Raw genomic sequence first — 23,387 nt, 5'->3', positions numbered from 1 at the left:
AGGCTTCGCGCTAATCAGATCGCTGCGGGGATTTCTGGCGGACAGGAGATTTCGCATGAAGCCTTTGATCATTTGTTCCATCGCCGCTGTTGGTCTGCTTGCTGCTGTGACCGGCATCCCGCGATCACACTCGAACGCAACGGTCGGGCGCGCCGGAACATCAAGCACGTCGACATTGCAGGGCATGCAAAGCGGTCGAAGCGCAGACAAGCTGCCGGTCGACGATTTTGACGATCGGTCATTGGTCTTTCCGCGGGATTCCAAGCGCTAAGGCATGATCCGAAAAAGTGCGCAGCGGTTTTCCGAAAAGATCATGCTCAAACAACAACCTAAAGCGCGATGACGATTCATCCCAATCTCATCGCGCTTTAGGCAGAAGGCCGCGCAGCAGACCGTTCAGCCAGGGCTCGCAAATCGATGCGCTTGAGCCTGCGAGGTCGAACGAAATCGTGGTCGAGAGGCGGGGCTACGGGCCCAGGAAAGCGGGCGGAATCGGGTAGTCGTTCCCCAAAAGGCCGAGCAATTCCAGCTCGCCTCGATGAGCGTCCAGTTCCAGAATGGCCAAGAGAAGCATCAGCACGGCCGCGGTATAGATGAGGAACGGTGACGTTTCAGCGGGCACATCGTCACGGTGTGGCGGTATCGCATCGCGAAGTGATCGCCACAACGAAATGAAATGCAGATACGTTTTAGGTCGTATTTGCATGACGTCGTCCTCGACGTGTCAGATCAAGCATAGGTTCAGGCTATGCCCGGTTCAAGCCGACAACAGCCGTTGCGGCATTGAGTAGCGGAGCCATGCCCGTCCTGCGGTGCAGCATGGAAACCGGATAACGGCTTCAATCATTGACGAGACCGAGCGAGTGCACGTACGCCGTGTCAACACCGACGACATGCCCGAACGACCTGTAAGCCGCAGATGAATTGGGTCCCACGTCTCAGCACCAGTCTCTGCATCGTTGCCGCTCTGTTGGCGATGCATTCAGCGCCGGCGCCAGCGCAATTGACAGGTCACGGTGGGCCCGTGCGGGCGATTGCGATTTCCAGTGATGGCAAAAATGTTCTGTCGGGCAGCTTCGACACCGCCGCCATCCGATGGTCGCTCAAGACCGAATCCGCCGAGCAGGTCCTTCGCTTTCACTCCGATGCGGTGAACGCGGTGGCCTTCCTGAAGGATGGGCGGATGGTGACTGCCGGAGCGGATGCGAAGGTAGCGATCTGGACGCCTGGCCGGCAGCAGCCGGATCAGGTTTTCGAGGGCCATGGCGCGCCGATCGCTTCACTTGCAGTCTCGCCGGATGGCGCAAGAGTGGCTTCTGCCTCCTGGGACCATACAGTTCGTATCTGGTCGCTCGGCGATGGCGCGCAGCAGGTGCTGGAAGGGCATGCGCAGAACGTCAACGGCGTCGCATTCACGCCGGATGGACGATCGCTGGTGAGCGTGGGTTACGATCGTGAACTGAGGATCTGGCCATTGGCGGGTGGCACCCCTAATGTCATCACGCTGGGCTCACCCCTTAATGCCGTGGCAGTCGCGCCTGACGGCGAGATCGTAACGGGTGGTGCTGATGGCAAGCTACGCTTTCTGATGTCGGAGGGCCGGGAAAGCGGCGAGGTGCAAGCTGGCCAGACGCCGATTGTCGCGTTGTCGATCTCTCCAGACGGCACGTCGGTCGCTGCTGCAGGAATTGGCGGTGTCGTGACGGTCATCGACCGAAAGGCGCGAGGCATCGCGCGAAGCCTGGTCGATACAGGTTCGCCCGTGTGGTCGGTCGCTTTCCTGCCGGACAACGCAACATTGCTGACGGGCGGCGTCGACGGCAGGATCCGGCGCTGGAATGCGCTGACCGGCGCCCCCATCGGCTCATCGTTGCAAGCTACGCCRCACGATCCGCTTGCAGCCTATACGGGAGATCACGGGGCCGAGGTGTTCAGGGCGTGCGTTGCCTGTCATACCCTGTCCGAGCAGGACGCGCAGCGCGCCGGCCCCACGCTTGCGGGCTTATACGGCCGCAGGATCGCGTCGCTGCCTGGTTATCGCTTCTCCGACGCGCTCAAAGCGATGGACATCGTGTGGACGCCCGAGACCGTGTCAAAATTGTTCGAACTCGGTCCGAACGCCTATACGCCTGGCACAAAAATGCCGGAGCAGCGGATTGGATCCGCGAAGGATCGCAAGGCGCTTACGGATTTCCTGGCGCGCGCCACCGCCAAGTAGCTAACGCTTGGTCTCACGCTCACGGAGATAATCATCGGTCGTGCGAGGCGAAGCGCGTTCGGGCACGCCGGCGAACGGGTCGAACTGTTGTTCACTCATGGCGGTGACGCGGCAGTCCGCGCACATTCTGACCACGTCCAGCCGCTTGTCGCCCGCGGGATACATCCAGTGTCGGCCCTCGAGTTTCGCAGCGATCTTCTCGATCGTGCTCTTTACCCCAAAGGGCTTATTGCAGCGGATGCAAAGCGCCGGCTCCTCCTCCTTGATGATCCGTGCCGGAGCCCTTGCGGCCCGGAAATCGATCTGCGGCTTCAGAGTGATCACCTTTTCCGGGCAGGTGCTCTGGCATAATCCGCACTGCACGCAGGCATCTTCGACGAATTTAAGCACGGGACGTTCGGGATCGTCGCGGAGAGCCCCGGTGGGACAGGCCGACACGCAGGCCAGGCACAAAGTGCATCCGTCCGTATTGACGGTAACCGTACCAAGCGGCGCGCCCTGGGACAGCGCAATGACGTCGGTCGGCACAGGCGCAACGCGGTGCAGTTCGTGAAGAGCGAAGCGAAGCAGGTCGCGCCGCTTGCCTACCGTCTTGAAGGTTGCGGGACGCTCCACGGCCGGCGCGGGTTCAATCGACCGCAGCACTTCGCCCAGCACGTCCGGGTCGTCCGTTTCGATAGTCGCAACCCGGCGCCCCGAAAAACCTAATCCGGAAACAATGGCATCAGCCATCGTTATGGTTTGAGAAAGCCCGGAGATGTCGTGCAAAGGTCTTGCGCGGAGGAGAAAGCGTATCCCCGCTGCGCCATAGGCGAAGGATGCCACGACCGCTTCCAATCCAACCTGTGTCACCTCGTTGACGGCGAACGGCAGCACATTGGCGGGAAGCCCGTCGCCGTGGCGGGCGAGCGCATCGATCAGCGTGCTGCCATGTTGGGTGTCGTGCAGCAGCACGACCGCACCGGAGCCGCCGGCTTCGCGGTAGGTCAAAAGCATTGCGCGCAATTTGTGCAGCAGCGCATCGGGCGGCGGAAGGGCATAGGTTGCTGCACCCGTCGGACAGGCCGTGGCGCACTGGCCGCATCCGGCGCAGACCTCGGCGTTGATCTTGACGTGATCGCCATGTGGCGTGATCGCTCCGGTCGGGCAGAGATCGAGACAGCGATGGCAACCCGTCAGCCTCGAGCGCGAATGGACGCAGATCTCTGCGGTGAAATTGACGTATTTCGGCTTGTCGAAGTTGCCGACGAGGTCGCGTGCCCTGAGCACCGCACGCAGCATCGCGGCCGGGTCCCGCGGATCCGCGCGGAGATAGCCGTCGCGCAAGTCATGCGCGGGAAAAAGCGGTTTCCCGCCGGAGAGATCAAGGACGATGTCGCAGCGCGAAGTCAGGCCGTCGCACGGAGCCTCGAAGACGAGCGTATCGCGCGAGGAGGGGCGGGGGGCCGCATAGTCGTCGACCGTCAACTCGAAGGCCCCCAAATGGCCCTTGGCGTTACGGATCGTTCCTTGGACGATCGGAAAGGATGTCGTCGCCGGCGGCATAATCTGTGACGGCTTTGTGATCATGATCGTCACGTCGAGATGATCGGCAAGCAATCGACCAGCTTCGACCGCAAGTTCGTCGCGGCCATAGATCAGGATCACCCCTTCGCTCGATAGGGTGACCAACGGAAAAGCAGGCGCAGCCTCGGACACAGCGGCGAGCAGTGCTGCCATTTTTGGGCCTGCCTTGGTTCCCTCCACCGACCAGCCGGCCGTCTCGCGAAGGTTGATGAAATCCAGTTTCCCCGAACGCCCCTTCGCCTCGTCGCCAAACAGTGGGGCCTCCTGGGTGCAGCCGACGATGAGCGGTCCTTCCGCCTTCGCCGCGTTGCGAAAATGATCGAGCTCGGCCCTGCAGAGCTGGCGGAACTCGGCGATTTCGCTTTTGCGGCATCCTCGCTTCACGGCGGCCGTATCGAGGCGCATCGTGTCTTCGCACGAGCAGATCAGGATCGTGTTCGGCGGATCAGGCATGCGCAGCCCTTCACCTCCTGAAGAGGTCCGGGAACGACGGCGAGCGGACTCGCGTCGCCCCTCCTGGTCGATTAAGTTATTCTCACAAGAGAAGAAAAGAAAGCTGGAGGTCCGCCTGACACCGACAGCCCCTGGGCACTCATCGGTCACGGAGCCAATCAATCTGCCTCCGCCATTCACGCTGGTGAGGCTGCGCGAAAGTCGTGACTCTTTCGCCCATGCCATGCATATCGCCGAAGAGAGTGGGGCAGGTACGCTGACCTACGTGGGGCGGTTCGATCTTGCCGAGTTCGCAGTCGTCCTTGAACCTGGCGAGCCGTTGCGTACCGCGCGCCGCGCTTTCTATGCGGGGATGGTGGCGCTGACCGACGCCTTGCGCGCGTATGCGCCGCCGAACAAGGAGATCGCGATCGACTGGCCGGACGCGATCCGTGTTGACGGCGGCCTCGTTGGTGGCGGGCGGCTCGGCTGGCCTTCGTCCGCAAAGGAGGACGAGCCGCCGCGCTGGCTGGTGTTCGGTGCCATGATCCGAACGGTTGCGATGAGCGACAGGGAAGCCGGCGTTTATCCGCTCGCTTCCGCCCTGGATCAGGAGGGTTTTGGTGAGGCCGGCGCGATTCAGGTGACGGAGAGCTTTGTGCGGCATCTGATGCGCGCTCTCGACGCCTGGCAAGCCGATGGATTCGACGGCATCGCACGCGAGTTTCTAAGTCGGTTGCCGCGTGCGCGGCAAACCACATATGTGATCGCTGACAACGGTGATCTTATTGCCCGCCGGATTGGGACAAACAGGACCGATCGGCACGACCTGAAGAAGGGCTTGCTATCGCCGTCATGGTTCGATTCAATACTCGGAGGACCGCGTCTGTGAAGCTCTTGCGCACCATCGCGCTCGATCCATCCGACACGTTCGTGTTCGACGTGCCGGCGCAGCCCGGCGATTGGGCGGTGTCGGGCGCCTTCCGCTTTTGTAATCGGGATGCAGCGAAGCTGAGCGGCAAGGACCGTTCGGCGTTTCGAAGCGGTTTCCTCGGCGTGCAATCCTGGGGCTGGTCGACACTGGTGCAAATCGTCCCCGCGACTGAAGGCGATCGCCGGACGTTGGTGGAGCTCCTTGCGAAACAACTGGTCGAACGGTTCGGGGCGCCGGACCTTGCAACCGCGCGCCTTGCCGCTGAAGAGGAAGTCGCCTTTGCGCAATCACTCTGCACACATCCCATCAGCGCGCTGATCGCGGTCCACCGCTCGGCGAGCAATGGCGAGGTCCGCGAGTCATTCCGCAGATTGCAACTGCGCGAGGGCCAGCGTCACGGCAAGGCGTTCTCGTTCATGGAAGTGGAGGATGACACCGAGCCCGACAAGGATCTCAATCTTGCGAATATGAGCGAGGAGCCGTCGCGCCGATGAGGGATTTCTGGATCGCCTGCGGCCACCACCTGCTCGATCACAATGCGAGCGGCGGGCTCGTGGTCACGGATGAGTTCCTGAAGGCCTACTTCGTGCGTCCCGAACTGATGCCGCCGAACGACGCTTGCGCGGTCGAACGCAGGTTGCACCAGGAGCTGCTCGCTGACCCGGGCCGGGCAGTCGCTGCGGAGGAGGTAGCTGCGATCGCCGATGCGGATGCGCGGGAGAACTGGCAATTCGTACTGGCATTTCGGAAGCTTCTGCTGCGCGAACCCACGTTGGAAGCGGCCTATCTTGCATTGGTTCGCTCACGTCACGTCAACCTGCCGCCGCTGTTTGTGAACCACCTTGTTCACGTGATCCTGCGAAATGCGCTTGACGGCTGCGAGGACCCGTTCGTGCTGCGCGCGGCCGAACTGTTCTTCCGGCCGCAGCGTATCGTGCCGCACGAACACTTGCTGCTGTTGGGCGACGAGGAAATCATTGGCGGGCCAAGCCAAACGCCCGTGTTGTCGCTGATGTCCATGTTGGGGGCAACAACCGGCGCGGAGATCGACGTCCTCAGCGAGGGGAATGCCGACAGCTACTGGCAGCGCAGCGATCAGTTCGATCTTGCGCTCGATTTCACCGGCGGAACGCGGGGCCCCGCTGCGCTGGCAGAGGCCATGGGGCGCTGGATTACTCATTTGCTTGGATTTGCCGTCGGAATTGAGCCGCTCACCGCCCTGCGCGATGCGAAGCTCACCTGGTATGTTGGGCTCGATGCTGAAGCCACCCGGATGGGCGACCAGCTTTGGCATGGAGAGGCGCTGGACGACCGCACCGCAAGTCGTGTGCTAGCGCTGTTCCGGCTCACTTTTCCAGATTCCAGCCTGGTCGTTGATGCGGTCGGGGGCGAGCCGGTCTACCTGATCCTTGCAACGACCTCCGATCAGCTGGTGCAGATGAAGCCGCAGAATCTGTTGACGGGGTTGCCGATCAAGCACCTGGAGGCTGCAACGTGAGCCCCGGCGCGCTGCCATTGTTGCGCATTCCGGTCGGCGTTGTCGTCGAGCGCCGCAAGGCGGATTCCCCATGGATTGATTTTGTCTGGCGCGGCATCGGCGTCTTGCCGGATGAGTCGGAGATGATGCCGTGGACTGTCCTACGGGCGCAGGAGGGATTGACGCTCTTTTATGCCGGGAACGCCATGGTCGATCTCTATCGCTCGGAAACCGAGCGCTACCGCGACAATCTTGCCACGGGCGCTCCCCGCATCTGGATCGTATTGACTCCCTCCGAGGGCGCCTGGCCCTATGCCGTTTCGGCCGTCACCGCAGATCCAGCGGAAGGCGAGGCATTCACGGAAGCAGGTGCCAATCTGGTCGAAGCGGTGCCAATGCCTGAGATACTGCATAAGGCGATTGAAAATTTCATCGCCGAGCACCACGTCGAGAGGGAATTCGTCAAGCGCGAGCGACGCCGCGCCGATCCTGAGGCGCTTGCGCGGCGTCACCACGACGGTGAGCACGAATGAGCGACGAGCAATTCCTGGCGCGCTGGGCGCGCCGCAAGCAAGAGGCGAAGGCCGGTCACGCTGAACCAGCCCCTGAAGAAGCCGCTGAGGCGCATGGGCCGGCGCTGTCCAACCGGGCCGCGGCAGAGCCGGCTCCCCCGGAGACGGAGCTGTCGAAATTGCCCCCGATTGAATCGATCGATGCTGCCACCGACATCACGGCTTTCCTGCGCAAAGGCATTCCGCAGGAGTTGAGCCGGGCGGCGCTCCGTCGCGCCTGGAGCGCCGATCCCACCATCCGCGATTTCGTGGGGTTGGCGGAAAACGCCTGGGACTTCAACGACCCGAACGCCATGGCTGGCTTCGGTCCGCTGGACTATTCGGCCGAGCAAATTGACGCTCTCGTCCGCCGCGTCGTCGGGGGCGTGGTAGAGGCCGCCGAGGGCCGCCCCAATCCGCGCGAGGCTGCCGAAGACGCCGCGCGATCGGCTCCCGCGGAGGCCGGTTTCGAGCAATCATCAAATCCGGTGAAGGCGATCACGGAACCTCGACCGCTCGGCGAGTTCGCAGCCGCGGAATTGCCGTCGAATTCTACTGCATCGCAACCCGTAGCTGCGAGTGAAGAGACTCCCCTTCGGCACCGCACACATGGCGGGGCGTTGCCCCGGTAGACTGCGACTAAATGCGATAGCCTCAGGCTATGGCTATCAATTGACCGCTCCCGGACACGCGGCTAGTCTTTGTTACGCAAACGCAATCAAGCGCTTGGCCCCCTGGATGGGAGGTCGGCATGCGCGATGCGGGCCTTGAACGAGCCATCGATGCGGCGGGCGGCGTTGCCGAGCTTGCCCGAAAAATCGGTATTGCCCAGCCCTCGGTGTCGAACTGGAACAGGGTGCCCGCGCAACGTGTGATTGCGGTCGAAGGCGCAACGGGTGTGTCGCGCGAAGTGCTTCGTCCCGATCTCTATAGCGAGCCGGCCGCGCCGGACGACGCGGTTGATCCGACCGATGCCGCGCGCGCGCAGGAATACGCGCTGCTTGCAACCTTGCTCTCGTCCGCGCCGTCGGCCGCATTGCTCGAGCAGATCGCGCAACTGCATGGCGATGCGACGCCGCTTGGACGCGCCCATGCAACCATTGCAGAAGCTGCATCGGTAGCGGCCGTATCCGAGGTCGAGCGCGAATATTTTGACCTCTTCGTCGGTCTGGGTCGCGGCGAGTTGCTGCCTTACGCATCCTATTACTTGACGGGGTTTCTCCACGAACGTCCGCTGTCGCGCCTGCGCGACGATCTCGCCGCGCTCGGCATTGAGCGGGTCGAGAGCAATTTTGAGCCCGAGGATCACGCGGCGACGCTGTGCGAGATCATGGCGGGCCTTGCGGTGGCACGCTTCCCAGTGCCAACGGAAGCACAGCGCACATTCTTCGAGAAGCATGTGTCCCGCTGGATGGGACGTTTGTTTGCCGACATGGAGAAGGCGGAAAACGCCAAATTCTACCGGTCGGTCGGAACACTTGGACGAAATTTTCTGGAAATCGAATCCGAGGCTTTCACGTTCGTCAACTGACCAGCGCCGCTGGTCCAGGAGAGATGCGATGAGGGACGAGCAGAGAACGACAGTCGGACGCCGCGATTTCCTTCGCAAGGTCGGCATCGGCACGGTCGGTGCGGGCGCGACGCTGGCAACGCCCTTGATCACGCCTGCTCAGGCGGACAGCGAGACCGACGATGAGAAACGCAAGGCGCGCTACAAGGAGACCGATCATGTGAAGGCGTACTACCGTGTCAATCGCTATCCGGGTTGAGAGGAGGCGGCCGTGCTGATCAGGAGAACACAACAGCGTTCCGAATCCGCTTCACGCGGATCAATCGCGGGAGGTTTGTCCGGGCAAACCAATGGTCTCGACCGCCGCACCTTCCTGCTCCGGTCTGGCCTTGGTGGCGGCGCTCTCGCTGCAGTGAGCACGCTGCCGGTCGGCGGCGTCCGCAAGGCGAAAGCAGCAGTGGCAGGTCCCCTCACATCGGGAGCAACCGTTCGCAAGAGCGTCTGCACGCATTGTTCGGTTGGATGCACCGTGACGGCGGAGGTGCTGAATGGGGTGTGGATCGGCCAGGAGCCGAGCTGGGAGTCCCCGATCAATCGCGGATCACATTGTGCCAAGGGCGCTTCTGTGCGCGAGCTCGTGCACAGCGAGCGGCGGCTGCGCTATCCGATGAAGCTTGTGGGCGGGCAGTGGACGCGTGTCTCCTGGGATACGGCGATCAACGAGATCGGCGACAAGCTCCTGGAAGTCCGCGAGAAATCTGGGCCCGATTCCATCTATTGGCTCGGCTCGGCCAAAATGACGAACGAAGGCGCCTATCTGTTCCGCAAGCTCGGCGCGTTCTGGGGAACCAACAACACGGATCATCAGGCGCGCATCTGCCATTCAACGACCGTTACCGGTGTGGCCAACACCTGGGGCTACGGCGCGATGACCAACAGCTTCAACGATATCCGCAATGCCAAGACCCAGGTCATCATGGGCGGCAATCCAGCCGAGGCGCACCCTGTATCGTTGCAGCATCTGCTTGAGGGCAAGGAGCTTCAAAAGGCCAACTTTGTCGTCATCGACCCGCGCCTGACGCGAACCGCGGCACACGCGACCGAATATGTTCGGATGCGGCCGGGCACCGACATCCCGGTGCTGTACGGCATGATGTGGCACATCCTCCAGAACGGGTGGGAAGACAAGGAGTTCATCCGACAGCGGGTCTATGGATTCGATGATCTCCGGAAAGAAGTGGAGAAGTGGAATCCGGCAGAAGTCGAGCGTGTCACCGGCATTCCCGGCGAGCAGCTCAAGCGCGTCGCCAAGATGTTTGCTACCGAGAAGCCGGCAACGCTGATCTGGGCCATGGGCCAGACCCAGAAGACCGTTGGCACCGCCAACGTGCGGGCCAGTTGCATCGCACTGCTGATGACCGGCAATGTCGGCGGAGCGGGCATGGGCGCCAACATCTTCCGTGGCCATGACAACGTGCAAGGCGCGACCGATGTCGGGCTCGATATCGTCACGCTGCCGTTCTACTACGGGCTCGCCGAAGGCGCGTGGAAGCACTGGTCGCGGGTTTGGGAAGTCGACCATGAGTTCCTGAAGTCGCGCTTCGACTCCAAGCAGATCATGGAAACGCCCGGCATCCCGCTGACCCGCTGGTTCGAAGCGGTGACGCTGCCGAAAGATCGGATCGCGCAGAGGGACAATGTGCGGGCCGTGTTCGTGCAGGGGCACGCCAGCAACAGCATCACCCGCATTCCTGAATCCCTTAATGGCCTGAAGGCGCTCGAGCTGCTCGTCATCGCCGACCCGCATCCGACGACCTGGGCCTCGCTCTCGGTCGAGGCGGGACGCAAGGATGGAGTCTACATTCTCCCGGTTGCCACGCAATTCGAGTGCAAGGGTTCGCGCGTTGCCTCGAACCGCTCGTTGCAATGGGGCGAGCAGGTCGTGAAGCCGATCTTCGAATCGAAGGACGACCTCGAGATCATCTATCTCCTGGCGAAGAAGTTCGGCTTCGCCGACAAGATGTTCAAGAACATCAAGGTCGAGAACAATCTGCCCGAGGCGGAGGATGTGCTGCGTGAGATGAACCGCGGCAGCTGGTCGACGGGATATTGCGGGCAATCGCCCGAGCGCCTCAAGGCGCATATGAAGAACCAGGCGAAGTTCGACATGCTGACGATGCGGGCGCCCAAGGACGATCCCGAGGTCGGCGGCGACTATTACGGTCTGCCTTGGCCGTGCTGGGGATCACCTGAAGTCAAGCATCCGGGCACGCCGCTGCTCTACAACACCAATCTGCACGTGATGGACGGTGGCGGCACGTTCCGTCCGCGCTTTGGCGTCGAGCGCGAAGAGAAGCTGCCCGACGGCACCACGCGCAAGGTCAGCCTGCTCGCGGACGGCTCGTACTCGAAGGGTTCGGCGATCGAGGACGGCTATCCGGAATTCACGCTGGCGAGCCTGAAGAAGCTCGGCTGGGACACGGAGCTCACGGAAGCCGAAATGGCTGTTATCAACAAGATCAACCCGGCCAAGCCAGACGTGGTGTCGTGGTCGCTCGACCTGTCGGGCGGAATCCAGCGTGTCGCGCTCATGCATGGTTGCGTGCCCTATGGCAACGGCAAGGCGCGGATGAATGCGTTCGGCTTGCCCGACCCCATTCCGGTACACCGGGAGCCGATCTACACGCCGCGCGTCGACCTGGTCGCGAAATATCCGACGTTGCCCGACGCCGAGCAGTTCCGGGTGCCCAATATCGGCTTCTCGGTGCAAAAGGCGGCGGTCGAGAAGGGGATCGCGAAGCAATTTCCGCTCATCCTGTCGTCCGGCCGTCTGGTCGAATATGAGGGCGGCGGCGAGGAGACGCGCACCAACCCCTGGCTCGCCGAATTGCAGCAGGACATGTTCATCGAGATCAATCCAGCCGATGCCGCCGAGCGCGGCGTCACGGACGGTGGCTGGGTCTGGGTCACGGGCGCAGAGAACAATTCGAGGGCCAGGATGAAGGCGCTCGTCACCGAGCGTGTCGGCAAGGGCGTTGCCTGGATGCCTTTCCACTTCGGCGGTTGGCTCGCAGGCAAGGATCTTCGCAGCAACTACCCCAAGGGCACCGATCCGATCGTGCTCGGCGAAAGCGCGAACACGATCACCACCTACGGGTATGATCCCGCGACGAACATGCAGGAGACGAAAGTCACTCTCTGCCAGATCGCGGCGGCATAAGGAGCAACGACGATGGCACGTATGAAATTTCTCTGCGACGCCGACCGTTGCATCGAGTGCAACGCCTGCGTGACGGCTTGCAAGAACGAGCACGAGGTCCCCTGGGGCATCAACCGGCGTCGTGTCGTCACCATCAATGACGGCAAGCCGGGCGAACGCTCGGTCTCGATGGCCTGCATGCACTGCACCGATGCGCCCTGCGCTGCGGTGTGTCCGGTGAACTGCTTCTACACCACCGCCGACGGCGTGGTGCTGCACTCCAAGGACCTCTGCATCGGCTGCGGCTATTGCTTCTACGCCTGTCCGTTCGGCGCGCCGCAATATCCGAAGGTCGGCAATTTCGGCTCCCGCGGCAAGATGGACAAATGCACCTATTGCGCCGGCGGTCCCGAAGCCGACGGCAGCAAGGAGGAATACGAGAAATACGGCGCGAACCGGCTTGCCGAAGGCAAGCTGCCGCTTTGCGCCGAGATGTGCTCGACAAAATCGCTGCTCGCCGGCGATGGCGAGATCATCGCCCAGATCTACAGAGAGCGCGTACTGAAGCGCGGCTACGGCTCGGGCGCATGGGGCTGGAAAACCGCCTATCGCGAGACGATCGAGTCCTGAAGCAGGCCGCGGCCACGCGGCGCAGATGCCGAGGAGGAGTTCATGTCGTCATCCGGAAGGTTCATTCCAGTCACCATCGGCGCGTGGGCATTGCTTCTGTTGATCATTGCGGCGCCGGCACCGTCACTGGCCCAGCAGGTCAATCCGACAGCGAGCTCGGTTAACGAGCGGCAGCTGCTCCAGGAAATGGACCGGATCCAGGGGCGCGTCAGCATTCCCGACCAGCGCTCCAGCGTGCTCATGCAGCCGGCTGGCCGCGAGTGGCGTGAATTCCGCAACGTGGCGCTGCGCTGGATTGGCGGGGTTGCCATCCTCGGCATGCTGGCGGTTCTCGTGATCTTCTATTTGACGCGCGGCATGGTCCGTCTGGAAAGCGGACGATCCGGCCGCACAATCGTGCGCTTTTCCTTATTCGAGCGTTTCGTGCATTGGATGACTGCGACCTGCTTTGTCGTTCTGGCGATTTCCGGATTGAACATCACCTTCGGCCGTCCGTTGCTCCTGCCGCTGATTGGCCACGAGGCGTTTTCCGAATGGTCGCAGTGGGCGAAGTATGCGCACAACTACCTCAGCTTTCCGTTCACCATCGGAGTCGTGCTGATCTTCCTGATGTGGATCGCTGGCAACGTCCCGAACAAGGCGGATGTCGATTGGATCAAGCGCCGTGGCGGTATAGTAGGTCACGATCATCCACCGGCCTATCGTTTCAACGCCGGCCAGAAGGCGATCTATTGGATCGTGGTCATCGGCGGAGGCCTGGTGGCGGCCACCGGATATGTGCTGATGTTCCCGTTCTATCTGTCAGGTATCGAAGGGATGCAGTTCGCGCAGATCGTTCACTCCATCGTGGCGATGCTCTTCATCGCGGCGATGCTGGCGCACATCTATATCGGGACGATCGGTATGGAAGGCGCGTTCGAGGCAATGGGCAGCGGCACTGTCGATGTCAACTGGGCCAAGGAGCACCATGGGCTCTGGCTTGAAGAGCAGAATGCGCGCGCCGAAGCGAATGCACGGCCCCGGCCGGCGGCCACCGCGGCGGAGTAGGGATCGCGCGGCCCATAAATGTGCCAGGCGCTTGGTCAGAGCCGCACGCCCGTCGTCGCAAACGCTTGTTGGACGGGTTCCTGGATCTGGTCAAGGACGACAAAACCGGCCGCCGCGATCACAATTGCGGCTGCGCAGGCGAGCAAGAAGGCTTTCATGGCAAGGCTCCGCAGGAGATCGGGGGGTAGTTTATATGAGCGAGCAACCTGCGGACAACTGAATCAGCACGTGTCAAAATCCGATCGTTGGTTGGTCGGTTGGCACGATAGCGCCGCCGAATCTACCACAAGAACGGAGCGACCATAGTCAGCTGTCGAGCAGTAGTTTGACGAAACAACATAGGCAATCATCGCGACTCGTTGGCGCAATCGCTGAGCCGTCAGGAAGAAAACTGTCCGCAGATCATTTAGGTCGCGCCGATGATCGGTACATCGCGCGCCTTTGAATTATGACAAATTTTCTGCTGGCGGCGGCCTTACGGACCGGGCAGCTCGATCCGCGAGCTGGACGAGCACCCGGTCGTGCATGTGGCGTTCAACGACGCCGAGGCTTTTGCCAAGTGGGCAGGCAAGGAACTTCCGACCGAGGCCGAATGGGAATTCGCGGCCGACCTCGCCACTTTGCGCTGTTTCGCGATCCTGGCGACCCAGGTTCGAGCACCCGTGCCCCCGCCTTGAGGCGCTATTCCGACCGCGAAATCGAGCGGCGGGCGTCCCTCATTTCCGCTATGATCAAGCCATGACGATCGGGATCACCGGACCCGAACGGAAGGTACCAAGGCAGAGTGCCGTGGTCGGGCTCACTATTGCGGCCGCTGTCATTGGGGTTTGCCTGATCCTTCTCTGGCTCGCGAGCGACCTCCTCGTCGACTGGCTGTGGTTTTCCTCGATCAATTATCCGCAGGTTTTTTGGACGACAATCGGTGCGAAAACCGTCATCTTTCTTGCGGTCTGGACCGGAACCGCCATCATCCTTTGGCTGAACGGATGGTTCGCACTGCGCTTTGCCCGACGGCGGTCGACACAGCTTGTCACCGCTTCGGTGTGGAACTTCGCGGTCAACGCGCCGCCAGATTTGCTTGCGCTTTTACGCGATCGACTGCCGTGGTCCCGGTTGATCGTAGGTGGGGCAGCTTTGATCGCTCTGCTCGTCGCCGCCGCAGAAGTCGGCAACTGGGGTGTCTTCCTGCGGTTTGTCTATCAGGTGCCATATGGCGCAGACGATCCGCTCTACAACAAGGACATCGGCTTCTATCTCTTCTCGCTGCCCGCCTATATCCTCATCAAAAACTGGATCATGCTCGCGCTCGTTCTCAGCGCGCTTTTCGCCGCGGCGATCTACTGGGTGCACGGCGATATCGAATACGACCTTCATCGTCGATCAATGTCGTCGATGGCGATTGCCCACGGCTCAGTGCTGCTCGGTCTTTTCTTTGCGGTGAAGGCCTGGTCCTATGGTCTTGATCGCTATCTGCTGCTCTACGGCGACAACGGTGTGGTCGTCGGCGCAAGCTACACCGATGTCCACGTGAGGCTCCCGGCCTTGTGGTTGATGATCGGACTTTCGGTCATCGCGGCGTTCGCCACGTGGGCAAATTTGCGGGTGCGCACCTACCGGCTTCTTGCCGCCGCGTTCCTGCTTGTCGTGATCGGGTCTTTCGTGCTGTCCAGCGTGATTCCCGTGCTGTTCCGGGAGTTCTTCGTCAAACCAAGCGAATTGGAGCTGGAAAGGCCCTATATCGAACGCAACATTGCGCTCACCCGGCAGGCTTACAATCTCGATCAGATCGCAGCCAAGCCGTTTGCGGCGGAACAGAAGCTTAGCTTCAAGACGCTCGACGCCAACAAGGCGACAATCGACAATATCAGGCTGTGGGACTGGCTGCCCTTGTCGGACACCTACGCGCAGCTGCAAGAGATCCGCACTTACTACAAATTCCATGATCTTGATGTTGATCGCTACTGGCTCGATGGCTCCTACCAAAGCGTGATGCTCTCGGCTCGCGAATTGCAGCCCTCCCTGCTGCCGCCCAATGCCCAGACATGGGTCAACCGCCACGTGCTGTTTACTCACGGCAATGGCGCGGTGATGAGCCCGGTCACGCGCAAAAGCACCGAGGGGCTACCGCTGCTCTATTTGCGGGATATCCCTCCGGTTGCGGATGGAGGCCCCAAAATCCACGAGCCGCGCCTCTACTACGGCGAACGGAGCGACAACTACGTCATCGTCAAGGGGAGCACGCCGGAGTTCGACTATCCGAAGGGAAAGGACAATGTCTACGCGGCTTATGACGGTACGGGCGGCGTTCCGATAGGAGCGATGGTGTGGAGAGGCCTGTTCGCTTACTACTTCAACGACCCGAACCTACTGCTCTCAAGCTACATCACGACCGACAGCCGTATCATGATCCGGCGCAATATCGGGGAAAGAGTACGAACGATCGCCCCGTTCCTCAGGCTCGATCACGATCCTTATCTGGTCATCAGCAATGGGCGGATGTTCTGGATGCAGGACGCCTACACGGTGAGTTCCTACTTCCCCTCCGCGCAGCCGGCGCAAGACGAGGATATCAACTACATTCGCAATTCAGTGAAGGTCATCGTCGATGCCTATAACGGGACCGTCGACTTTTACCTGATGGACACCGGCGATCCGATTGCAGCGACCTATAGGCGTATCTTTCCGAGCATGTTCAAGCCATTCTCGGCCATGCCGGCGGATATGCAGAGGCACATTCGCTATCCGGAGGACCTGTTCCTGATTCAGGCGCAGCTCTATCAGAGCTATCACATGGAGGCCGCTGACGTTTTCTATAACCGCGAGGATCTCTGGCAGTTCCCGCGCCAGCCGGGCGGCGGCGGCATTGCGACGATGGCCCCATATTACATCATCATGCGACTGCCCGGCGAGCCGCAGGCCGAGTTTTTCCTCATGCTTCCCATGGTGCCAAGCCGCCGCGACAATATGATCGCGTGGCTCGCCGCGCGTTGCGACGCACCCGACTACGGCAAGCTGATTGTCTACGAGTTTCCCAAGGAGAAGCTCGTCTACGGGCCGTTCCAGATCGAAGCGCGGATCAATCAGAGCACCGATATATCGCAGCAGATCACGCTGTGGAATCAGATGGGCTCGCGGGTGATACGCGGTGCGAACCTGCTTGTGATCCCAATCGAGAACTCGATCCTCTATGTAACGCCGCTCTATTTGCGAGCGGAGCACGGACACCTGCCGGAGTTGAAACGCGTGATCGCAGCCTATGGTGAACATGTGGTGATGAAGGAGACGCTCGACGAGGCCTTGTCAGCACTGTTTATCGAGCCTGGCGCGGTGCGGCCGGTCTCGAACACGAAGGAGGAAATTCCTGTCGCACGCCCGTCGGCAAGTCAGGCACGGGAGGCGCTCGACCGTTACAATCATGCCGTTGAACGATTGAAGTCCGGCGACTGGAAAGGCTTTGGCACGCAGTTCGACGCAATGCGCGAGCTTCTGGAGGAAATGAACCGGCACGCCACGGGCCACTAGCGTCGCGGCTCCTTTGGCGCTCATTGGAGAACACAGGGGCTGCATAGTTCGGGCTGAACACGCAACGAAGAGAGGCCTTGAGCTTGATGCGATACAGGCGGTGTTTGCACTCGCGGTACGAATGCCACTGAGAAGCGAGGTGGACCGCAAGCAGGTCGAGCCGGATCTCCCCTGTGAACCAACCGACAGGCCCACTGTCGCGCCTACTGCTGTGGCCACTGACTGAGTTCATCTTCAGTTACAACACGCTCGAAATTCTCGGTTTTGCTTTTGATGCGGTATCGAATGCGTCCGTCCGCCTCAATCGGGAGGCATGCAACAATTGTGTAGACGGTCCGTCCGCCATTGTCGGCGCGGCCCTGCGGTCGCTGGGCTTGATGATGAACGTCGTCGTTGATCGAGAAGATGTAGGGCATTGTGTTCCTTACAGCATTTGGGGCGCGTGCGCCGCACAGAGAAGCCCGCCGGCCCGCTGATTGCAATCAAGGTTTTGCGGGCCGTGAACAGTCCCTTCGAGAAGGCCGCGGAACCCGAGGCCAGCCGCGGCGCCCTCTCATCTCATTCCCGTGGCAACCCATGCCACCGGTGGTATGGTGAAGGGGTTCGACCTATTGAATGACTTGATGGCCGCGCCCCGAGGGGGCCTTTCCAAGACATCGCTGGATCGAATTTGCTCACACGGATTGTGGGTAGCGAACTCTTTCGTGGGTATTGTTGGAGACGGATAATGGCAACGGGTGTCGTGAAGTGGTTCAACGGCCAGAAGGGCTTTGGCTTTATTCAGCCGGACAATGGTGGRCCGGATGTATTTGTTCACATTAGCGCCGTCGAGCGTGCGGGCCTTCATGGACTAGCCGAAGGGCAGAAGGTCTCCTTCGAGGAGAAGACCGATCCGAGGCGCGGAAAGACGAGCGCTGAAAATCTGAAGACCCTATAACATCGGTCGACGCTTCGGTTTCACGGATGTACTGAGAAGCAGGCTACAGGGGGGATATCATCGCCGACCTGGGGCGGAGATGCCGCACGATTGTTCGTTAAGTTTTATCGTTCATCCGCTAGGTCGCGGAACTTAGCACCAGCGGCACCGTCCCCAGCGTGCGCAGCAGCCGCCGCAACCCCCGCAACCACGCACAGCTCGGCAACCACGGCAGCCACGGCAACCACCGCAACCTCGGCGAACAACAACAGCGGCTAGCTGCACGTCGCTTCCAGCATTTTCCTTATCGAAGAGATAGAACGTGGCGAGACTGACGTCGGCCATTTCCTCTTCGCCAAGAACGAAGCGCTGATTGGGCGAGATGTTGTCAGAATGCGGGATATGAGCAGTGGGTATCGTGTGCGCGGATGCGCTCCCCGCCAGCGAGAGACCCAGTCCGGCCGTACCGAGTGCCGTCACGGCGGCGGCTTTGGTTGCGCGTGCGTGCTTCGCAGCTTGCTTCACCCGTGGCATGGTCGCCATCCTTTCGGAAGTTGTCGTGAAAGGGTCAGCTTGACGTAGCAAGTGTGCCTGTACGTCTAGAAATGCGACCTAGCGCATTCGGTTCCCCTTCGCGCGCGGGTCTTTTTGAGTTACAACTGGTGGTGGACCTGACTGACCGTCTGACGATGTCCGTTAACAGGGGCAGAGCGGAAGTTGGACTTCGCGGCGGTCAGTGCAGCTTTTGACCCGAAGCCGACAGGTTCGAACAGCTGGCGCTTTCCGCAAGGCTCCAGCCAGCGAGGCGACTGCGCAAGTGCTGCTCAAGAATTAAACGTCGATTGGCTTTTAATCTGGTGAGCGCGTAAAGGGTACAAACCGCACGAGGCTGGCGGCGCGCGTTGTTGTCTTGCCCGGGCCGGTTTTTTCCACCACCGTGAGTTGCTGAGTGGTGTAGGCAGGTCCCACCGGCATCACCAGCCGGCCACCCAATTTGAGCTGCTCAATCAGCGGCGCCGGTACGTGCCCGAGCGCTGCGGTGACGATGATTGCTTCAAAAGGACCGCAATCGGGCCAGCCAGCATAGCCGTCGCCAAGCCGAACGCTCACATTGTCATACGCGAGGTCTTTGAGCGTTTTGGCTGCGGCTGCGGCCAACTGCGGGATGATCTCGATGGTGCAGACCTTTCGCGCCAGGTGCGCAAGGATGGCAGCCTGATAGCCCGAACCCGTACCGACTTCGAGCACAACATCATCGGGCGCGACGTAAGCCAGCTGAGTCATCAAGGCCACGATGAATGGCTGCGATATGGTCTGGCCGGCGCCGATCGGAAGCGGCATGTCTGCGTATGCGATGGAGCAAGATCGCTCAGGGATGAACAGATGGCGTTGTGTTTGCCCCATGGCCTCAAGGACTCTCCCCGACAGCCCCTGCTGTCCCAAAACACTGACGTGGGACCGGGCGTAAGACCGGATGGTTTCGACCATGGCGGCGCGTTCGAGGACGCATTGCGCGTCCTGTGCGGTCACTTCGCGCACGACGGTCACCATAGAAAGCACGAGCAGCAGCAAGGTCCTCATGAGCCGTCTCCCCGATCTCGGTGGCGCTGCGGCGACAAGGCCGGTTGCGACGCACCCGCAGCAACCAGTCATGCCGGCGCTTGGGTCACCATCTATCTATGACGCGCGGTTGAGAAAGATCGGCAACCCCTGCTTGTTGCCGTAGATGGGGCGATAGCGCTCCGTGTTGTAGCTGCTGGCGACGTCCAATTTGCGCGGGCCGAGCTTGGCGTCAGGGATGGGCACGAGGTCGTAGCAGCCCTCTACCAGCGCCGACATGAGGCCGGTCTTGCCTTCCAGGATGGCATCGTAGGCCATGTTGCCGAAAGTCAGGGCCACAAGCTTGTCGATGAAGTCCGGATCGCCCGATCGCAGGTCGTAGGTGAGGTCGGAGGTGATCGTCTCCTCGCCGGCGCGCCGCCTGATCTCGTCGGCAAGCGATTCCGCCACGTTGGCCTTCTTGCGGTGACCGTAGGCGTCAGGCTCGCCGTATTCCTGCAGGTTGAAGCCCTCCCACTCGGCACCCTCGCTGAGCACGATCAGCGCGTAGTTGCTTGGGTTCGCTCGCTTCTCCTCGAGGAGCAGCTGGATCAGTTTGTCGAGGTTGACCTTGTACTCCGGTATGACGCATCGTATCGAGGTCGCATACGCGGCGTAGAGCGCTGTGAATCCAGCATCGCGGCCAAAGACGCGGAAAATGCCAATTCGCTCATGCGAGCCGACAGTGGTGCGCTGTCGCTGGATGGCATCGCTGGCGCGGGTGATCGCGGTCGAGAAGCCGATGCAGTACTCGGTGTTGCGGACGTCGTTGTCCATCGTCTTCGGGATGGCGATGATCTTGACGCCGAGTTCGTTGAGCTTGGCCGCATAACTGAGCGTGTCGTCGCCGCCGATGGCGATCAGGTGTTCGATTCCGAGCCCCGAAAGGTTCGCCAGCACCTGGCCGGTGAGGTCCCAGGTCTTGGTTACGATGCCGTCCTTGGTACTCAGGGAGACTGGAACGTCCCTGCCGACGAGATGATCGGGCAGCTTTTGTATTCTGGACGGATTGATGCGGCTCGAGTGCAGCACGGTGCCGCCGCGCCGGTCGATAGTGCGAGTGTTTTCACGGTTGAGCGGGATGACATAGTGAGACCTGCTGGTCGGGTCCTCGAGGTTCAAGTGCGTGAGGGCCTCCCAACCACGGCGGAGACCGACGACCTCGATGTCGTTCTCACTGCCGCGATAAGTCACGCTCTTGATGACTGCGTTGAGGCCGGCGACGTCGCCGCCGCCCGTGAGAATGCCGATGCGTCTTTTCGCCAAGCCAAACCTCCCAGCATTGGCAGGTCGTAATAATGCACAGCGCAGCTTCGCTACTCGGCCGCCTCCGGCTTGCGCTCCTCACGCAGCCGAAATCGCTTCACGAGTGCGGATACGGTGTCGCGGAAGCCGCCATATTCCAGCTCAGAATATGGCAGCATCGCAGCGCCGGACCAGCCCTGGCTGGGCATCTCGATTGCCTTGCGTTGCGCGCGCCGGCGCACCTCGTCCCACGCCGGGTTGTCGAAGAAATCGGTATAGGACTCGGAAAAGCGGCCGTCCTTGTCGACCGAAAAGCCAGCGCAAGAAACGATCGGCAGGCAGTACATGCCAGTGACCGGTGTATTGAGCGGCACGGGCATCAGCGGCATCACATGCGAGCCGCGCGCATCGCCACCCACGAAGTGTGCCTTGGCGAAGGGCGAGATAATCTCCTCGGGCGCCGGGAAAATTCCCTGGTTCCTGATGATTGCGACCGGATCGTCCTTGCCGGTGTACTTGCCTGCGATTGCGTGAAGACGTTGCGCCGACACGGCGGCGGCAACCTCGCCATATGTTTGAGAAACGATGCGATCAATGCCAAAGCGCTCGTTGTCGCGGAGCAGCGCGGCAATGTGGTAGTTGTCCTCGGGCGCGTCGAGTTCGATCACGCTGTCGCCCGCCGTGTGGTCCATGTCGATGACATGGAAACGGAATCCCTTGATCATCGGGGGTAGCATCAGCCCGGCGCAATACATGGGATCAGCGAAGGCGAGGTAGAGCGGCAGGTTATAGGCGCCGGGGCCGCATTTGTCGGCGGCGAACACCATGAATGATTCCGCGGGTCTCGGCCCCGAGAGGCTGTGGTCGAAGCTGAGCTCGGCGACGCCCGGGCCGGCACCGCGAATGTTTCCGGAAGGTGCGTCTGCGAGAAGATCCTGGCCGGCGCCGTAGAGACCGGAAGTCCTTGCAACCGAAGTGGCCGTAAGAAACGCCTTCCAGGCGAGTTGATGGATCTCTGAGCTCCCCTCGCCACGTGTGTGCGTCATGATGATCGCAATGTCGTCGCCGGTGTGGCAGACAAAACCGTCGATCAACAGACCATTGCAGATCGCCTTCGCGACCTCGCCCTCGACAGCTGCCATCATGCGTGAAGATGGCTTCGTATGCCCGCCGACTGAGCCAACGTCAGCCTTGATGACCGAAAGAGTGAGTCTCATGAGCATTCTCTCCGACCAGCACAGCGCGACGCCTCTGCGCGGGCTGCGCCGGGGCGACGGCGCTGCTCATACGCCGGAAGAACGTCTGATGCTACGTTCGGTTCCGCAGATGCCCTTCCTGCTCGAAAAATTCGGGCTCATCCGCTTCCCGAGATCTTCAACCACCTTAGGGATCATACCAGAACCGATAGGATAAGTAGATCATGCGCATCATTTTCTGCGGTGCACGAGTCCGGTTTTGGCCCGCGTGATACACGCCGGTGCAGTCTGACGATTTCCGTTCACAGGGGTAGACCGGAAGAGAGCGGCATTGTCCGCCGCTTGTGCCCGCACTGTAGGTAAGAAGGTGTCGAAACCACTGGAGAAGCGGCAGCCCAAAGAGCTCAGCAAGCGCCAGCTTTACGCCATACTAGCTGAGGCGGTCAGGAATACGGACTAAGAGCTAGCCCGCGAAGCGCGCCCGCCCTCCATAGTCCTGAAACGGGAAATGATATTGCCCGTCAGAATGCGGCGTCTATTGCAGATCGTGCCAAGATCGGGAAAGTTCGGCAATCTATGGCGTGTTCCGCCCGTGAATACACCGTATGGTTGGCCCAGAACAAAACGGGCCACGTTGTCATTTCAAACTAGGCCACTGTCGCCGGAAACAGGCCAGTGCCAAGACTTTGACAGTGGTCCGACCAGATCGACTTGCTTGAGGATGGGAGACCGCTTGGCCTATTACACAGCCCCTCAAAAGTGACCAACGGAAGTTATTCGCATTTTCGCAGTGCCGTCATCATCTTCTCAGCCAGCAACAACAACGGCGACGGTCTCTACCTCGTCGTCGCGAGTGCCAGAACTGGTGCTACCGATACTGGAAAGAAGGTAAGCCGCGCTGGCTCGGTCTAGGATCGCTCAAAGACGTGTCGCTAAAGGACGCGCGGCTTGCCCGCGACGCAGCGCGTCTTCGTGTCAAAGGCGATCGCAGCGCACCCGGCGTCGACATCGTGTGGAGAAGCGAGCGGCGCCTGAGGAAGCGAAAGCCGGAGAGACCAAGGTCACCCTGCCTACTTTCGAGCTGTGCGCCGAAATCTACATGCGCAAGCACTGGTCGATCTGGAGCACGAAGCATCGCAGTCAATGGCCGTCGTCGCTCAAACGGTACGCTGGCCCGACAATTGGAAACTCACGATCCCAGAGATCAAGCCTAGCCACGTCTACGAATTGTTGCGGCCGATCCGGGTTGAAAAGCGAGAGACGGCTACAACTTTCAGAACAATGCGCCATCTAGCAGGACCTTGGGGGCGATCCGAAACCGCCGGTCGTCTCCCTAAGGAGGGCA

General features: G+C 61.1%; 23 protein-coding genes and 1 pseudogene. 17 read left to right on the top strand and 7 right to left on the bottom strand.

Features of this window, described 5'->3' with window-relative positions:
* The first annotated feature begins 55 nt into the window (after nt 1-55).
* Nucleotides 56-271, top strand: a complete 216-nt coding sequence (locus AB4Z51_RS32145) for a hypothetical protein (protein WP_085403297.1) — start codon at nt 56-58, stop codon at nt 269-271.
* 195 nt (nt 272-466) lie between these two features.
* Here the strand turns inward: AB4Z51_RS32145 and AB4Z51_RS32140 are convergent, their stop codons facing one another.
* Entirely contained in the window at nt 467-706 is a 240-nt protein-coding gene (locus tag AB4Z51_RS32140; protein WP_085403298.1) for a hypothetical protein, read from the bottom strand.
* A gap of 213 nt (nt 707-919) precedes the next feature.
* On the opposite strand from AB4Z51_RS32140, the gene AB4Z51_RS32135 reads away from it, so the two are divergent.
* Nucleotides 920-2,218, top strand: a complete 1,299-nt coding sequence (locus AB4Z51_RS32135; protein ID WP_085403299.1) for a c-type cytochrome — start codon at nt 920-922, stop codon at nt 2,216-2,218.
* On the opposite strand, the gene AB4Z51_RS32130 is transcribed toward AB4Z51_RS32135, so the two are convergent.
* Complete coding sequence (locus tag AB4Z51_RS32130; protein ID WP_085403336.1) at nt 2,219-4,189, bottom strand: 4Fe-4S binding protein; 1,971 nt, start codon at nt 4,187-4,189, stop codon at nt 2,219-2,221.
* Between the two features lie 211 nt (nt 4,190-4,400).
* Between AB4Z51_RS32130 and AB4Z51_RS32125 the strand changes: the two genes are divergently transcribed.
* The 10 genes from AB4Z51_RS32125 to AB4Z51_RS32080 all read left to right on the top strand — a co-directional run bounded on the left by AB4Z51_RS32125 (nt 4,401) and on the right by AB4Z51_RS32080 (nt 13,564).
* A complete protein-coding gene (locus AB4Z51_RS32125) occupies nt 4,401-5,108 on the top strand; it encodes a biotin/lipoate--protein ligase family protein (protein WP_085403337.1) in 708 nt (235 codons plus the stop codon).
* Nucleotides 5,105-5,644 (top strand): DUF6505 family protein, encoded by a 540-nt coding sequence (locus AB4Z51_RS32120; RefSeq protein ID WP_063985312.1) that lies wholly within the window; start codon nt 5,105-5,107, stop codon nt 5,642-5,644. Before AB4Z51_RS32125 ends, AB4Z51_RS32120 begins: the two co-directional genes overlap by 4 nt.
* Nucleotides 5,641-6,648: a DUF6352 family protein gene (locus AB4Z51_RS32115; protein ID WP_085403300.1), complete on the top strand. Its 1,008-nt coding sequence runs from the start codon at nt 5,641-5,643 to the stop codon at nt 6,646-6,648. Before AB4Z51_RS32120 ends, AB4Z51_RS32115 begins: the two co-directional genes overlap by 4 nt.
* The gene (locus AB4Z51_RS32110; protein ID WP_071916335.1) at nt 6,645-7,160 is read left to right on the top strand and encodes a DUF3305 domain-containing protein; all 516 of its coding nucleotides are present in this window, start codon (nt 6,645-6,647) and stop codon (nt 7,158-7,160) included. The genes AB4Z51_RS32115 and AB4Z51_RS32110 overlap by 4 nt, the downstream gene beginning before the upstream one ends.
* Nucleotides 7,157-7,810: a DUF3306 domain-containing protein gene (locus AB4Z51_RS32105; RefSeq protein ID WP_085403301.1), complete on the top strand. Its 654-nt coding sequence runs from the start codon at nt 7,157-7,159 to the stop codon at nt 7,808-7,810. The genes AB4Z51_RS32110 and AB4Z51_RS32105 overlap by 4 nt, the downstream gene beginning before the upstream one ends.
* Before the next feature lie 119 nt (nt 7,811-7,929).
* The gene (locus tag AB4Z51_RS32100) at nt 7,930-8,709 is read left to right on the top strand and encodes a molecular chaperone TorD family protein (protein ID WP_085403302.1); all 780 of its coding nucleotides are present in this window, start codon (nt 7,930-7,932) and stop codon (nt 8,707-8,709) included.
* Between the two features lie 28 nt (nt 8,710-8,737).
* Complete coding sequence (locus AB4Z51_RS32095) at nt 8,738-8,947, top strand: twin-arginine translocation signal domain-containing protein (RefSeq protein WP_063985307.1); 210 nt, start codon at nt 8,738-8,740, stop codon at nt 8,945-8,947.
* A 12-nt stretch (nt 8,948-8,959) separates the two neighbouring features.
* The gene (locus AB4Z51_RS32090) at nt 8,960-11,908 is read left to right on the top strand and encodes a formate dehydrogenase subunit alpha (protein WP_063985306.1); all 2,949 of its coding nucleotides are present in this window, start codon (nt 8,960-8,962) and stop codon (nt 11,906-11,908) included.
* A 12-nt stretch (nt 11,909-11,920) separates the two neighbouring features.
* Nucleotides 11,921-12,517: a formate dehydrogenase FDH3 subunit beta gene (gene fdh3B, locus AB4Z51_RS32085; protein ID WP_063985305.1), complete on the top strand. Its 597-nt coding sequence runs from the start codon at nt 11,921-11,923 to the stop codon at nt 12,515-12,517.
* A gap of 42 nt (nt 12,518-12,559) precedes the next feature.
* Nucleotides 12,560-13,564, top strand: coding sequence for a formate dehydrogenase subunit gamma (locus AB4Z51_RS32080; RefSeq protein ID WP_063985304.1), 1,005 nt, complete (start codon nt 12,560-12,562; stop codon nt 13,562-13,564).
* Nucleotides 13,565-13,599: 35 nt separating this feature from the next.
* On the opposite strand, the gene AB4Z51_RS32075 is transcribed toward AB4Z51_RS32080, so the two are convergent.
* Nucleotides 13,600-13,722: a hypothetical protein gene (locus tag AB4Z51_RS32075; protein WP_256376430.1), complete on the bottom strand. Its 123-nt coding sequence runs from the start codon at nt 13,720-13,722 to the stop codon at nt 13,600-13,602.
* A gap of 306 nt (nt 13,723-14,028) precedes the next feature.
* Here AB4Z51_RS32075 and AB4Z51_RS32070 point away from each other — a divergent pair.
* Together AB4Z51_RS32070 and AB4Z51_RS32065 are read left to right on the top strand one after the other, a co-directional pair.
* Nucleotides 14,029-14,172 (top strand): annotated as a pseudogene (locus AB4Z51_RS32070) (SUMF1/EgtB/PvdO family nonheme iron enzyme); the annotation flags it as partial.
* Nucleotides 14,173-14,302: 130 nt separating this feature from the next.
* Nucleotides 14,303-17,086, top strand: coding sequence for a UPF0182 family membrane protein (locus AB4Z51_RS32065; protein ID WP_085403303.1), 2,784 nt, complete (start codon nt 14,303-14,305; stop codon nt 17,084-17,086).
* Between the two features lie 203 nt (nt 17,087-17,289).
* Here the strand turns inward: AB4Z51_RS32065 and AB4Z51_RS32060 are convergent, their stop codons facing one another.
* On the bottom strand, nt 17,290-17,502 hold the full coding sequence (locus tag AB4Z51_RS32060; protein WP_085403304.1) for a hypothetical protein: 213 nt from the start codon (nt 17,500-17,502) through the stop codon (nt 17,290-17,292).
* Between the two features lie 311 nt (nt 17,503-17,813).
* Between AB4Z51_RS32060 and AB4Z51_RS32055 the strand changes: the two genes are divergently transcribed.
* Entirely contained in the window at nt 17,814-18,023 is a 210-nt protein-coding gene (locus tag AB4Z51_RS32055) for a cold-shock protein (protein ID WP_038945713.1), read from the top strand.
* Nucleotides 18,024-18,851: 828 nt separating this feature from the next.
* On the opposite strand, the gene AB4Z51_RS32050 is transcribed toward AB4Z51_RS32055, so the two are convergent.
* The 3 genes from AB4Z51_RS32050 to AB4Z51_RS32040 all read right to left on the bottom strand — a co-directional run bounded on the left by AB4Z51_RS32050 (nt 18,852) and on the right by AB4Z51_RS32040 (nt 22,063).
* Nucleotides 18,852-19,583, bottom strand: coding sequence for a protein-L-isoaspartate(D-aspartate) O-methyltransferase (locus AB4Z51_RS32050; protein ID WP_084795290.1), 732 nt, complete (start codon nt 19,581-19,583; stop codon nt 18,852-18,854).
* A gap of 96 nt (nt 19,584-19,679) precedes the next feature.
* A complete protein-coding gene (locus AB4Z51_RS32045; protein WP_085403306.1) occupies nt 19,680-20,867 on the bottom strand; it encodes a 6-phosphofructokinase in 1,188 nt (395 codons plus the stop codon).
* A 50-nt stretch (nt 20,868-20,917) separates the two neighbouring features.
* Nucleotides 20,918-22,063: a fructose-1,6-bisphosphatase gene (locus AB4Z51_RS32040; protein ID WP_085403307.1), complete on the bottom strand. Its 1,146-nt coding sequence runs from the start codon at nt 22,061-22,063 to the stop codon at nt 20,918-20,920.
* Between AB4Z51_RS32040 and AB4Z51_RS32035 the strand changes: the two genes are divergently transcribed.
* Nucleotides 22,062-22,259 carry a hypothetical protein gene (locus tag AB4Z51_RS32035; protein WP_135217087.1) on the top strand — a complete coding sequence of 66 codons (198 nt, stop codon included), beginning with the start codon at nt 22,062-22,064 and terminating at the stop codon, nt 22,257-22,259. The two genes, AB4Z51_RS32040 and AB4Z51_RS32035, sit on opposite strands and share 2 nt — an antisense overlap.
* 523 nt (nt 22,260-22,782) lie before the next feature.
* Nucleotides 22,783-23,256: an Arm DNA-binding domain-containing protein gene (locus AB4Z51_RS32030; RefSeq protein WP_343287581.1), complete on the top strand. Its 474-nt coding sequence runs from the start codon at nt 22,783-22,785 to the stop codon at nt 23,254-23,256.
* The last annotated feature ends 131 nt before the right edge of the window (nt 23,257-23,387 follow it).

Origin of the sequence: Bradyrhizobium sp. 2TAF36 (assembly GCF_052114925.1) — a bacterium.
Lineage (GTDB): Bacteria > Pseudomonadota > Alphaproteobacteria > Rhizobiales > Xanthobacteraceae > Bradyrhizobium > Bradyrhizobium barranii.
This window is presented reverse-complemented; position numbering and strand designations above follow the sequence as displayed.

What these genes read in the sequence shown, in the direction of transcription:
- AB4Z51_RS32075 (WP_256376430.1), bottom strand. Translation starts at nt 13,722, where the DNA reads ATGAAAGCCTTCTTGCTCGCCTGCGCAGCCGCAATTGTGATCGCGGCG.
- AB4Z51_RS32035 (WP_135217087.1), top strand. Translation starts at nt 22,062, where the DNA reads ATGAGCATTCTCTCCGACCAGCACAGCGCGACGCCTCTGCGCGGGCTG.
- fdh3B (WP_063985305.1), top strand. Translation starts at nt 11,921, where the DNA reads ATGGCACGTATGAAATTTCTCTGCGACGCCGACCGTTGCATCGAGTGC.
- AB4Z51_RS32065 (WP_085403303.1), top strand. Translation starts at nt 14,303, where the DNA reads ATGACGATCGGGATCACCGGACCCGAACGGAAGGTACCAAGGCAGAGT.
- AB4Z51_RS32115 (WP_085403300.1), top strand. Translation starts at nt 5,641, where the DNA reads ATGAGGGATTTCTGGATCGCCTGCGGCCACCACCTGCTCGATCACAAT.
- AB4Z51_RS32140 (WP_085403298.1), bottom strand. Translation starts at nt 706, where the DNA reads ATGCAAATACGACCTAAAACGTATCTGCATTTCATTTCGTTGTGGCGA.
- AB4Z51_RS32080 (WP_063985304.1), top strand. Translation starts at nt 12,560, where the DNA reads ATGTCGTCATCCGGAAGGTTCATTCCAGTCACCATCGGCGCGTGGGCA.
- AB4Z51_RS32060 (WP_085403304.1), bottom strand. Translation starts at nt 17,502, where the DNA reads ATGCCCTACATCTTCTCGATCAACGACGACGTTCATCATCAAGCCCAG.
- AB4Z51_RS32040 (WP_085403307.1), bottom strand. Translation starts at nt 22,063, where the DNA reads ATGAGACTCACTCTTTCGGTCATCAAGGCTGACGTTGGCTCAGTCGGC.
- AB4Z51_RS32145 (WP_085403297.1), top strand. Translation starts at nt 56, where the DNA reads ATGAAGCCTTTGATCATTTGTTCCATCGCCGCTGTTGGTCTGCTTGCT.
- AB4Z51_RS32050 (WP_084795290.1), bottom strand. Translation starts at nt 19,583, where the DNA reads ATGAGGACCTTGCTGCTGCTCGTGCTTTCTATGGTGACCGTCGTGCGC.
- AB4Z51_RS32130 (WP_085403336.1), bottom strand. Translation starts at nt 4,189, where the DNA reads ATGCGCCTCGATACGGCCGCCGTGAAGCGAGGATGCCGCAAAAGCGAA.
- AB4Z51_RS32100 (WP_085403302.1), top strand. Translation starts at nt 7,930, where the DNA reads ATGCGCGATGCGGGCCTTGAACGAGCCATCGATGCGGCGGGCGGCGTT.
- AB4Z51_RS32105 (WP_085403301.1), top strand. Translation starts at nt 7,157, where the DNA reads ATGAGCGACGAGCAATTCCTGGCGCGCTGGGCGCGCCGCAAGCAAGAG.
- AB4Z51_RS32095 (WP_063985307.1), top strand. Translation starts at nt 8,738, where the DNA reads ATGAGGGACGAGCAGAGAACGACAGTCGGACGCCGCGATTTCCTTCGC.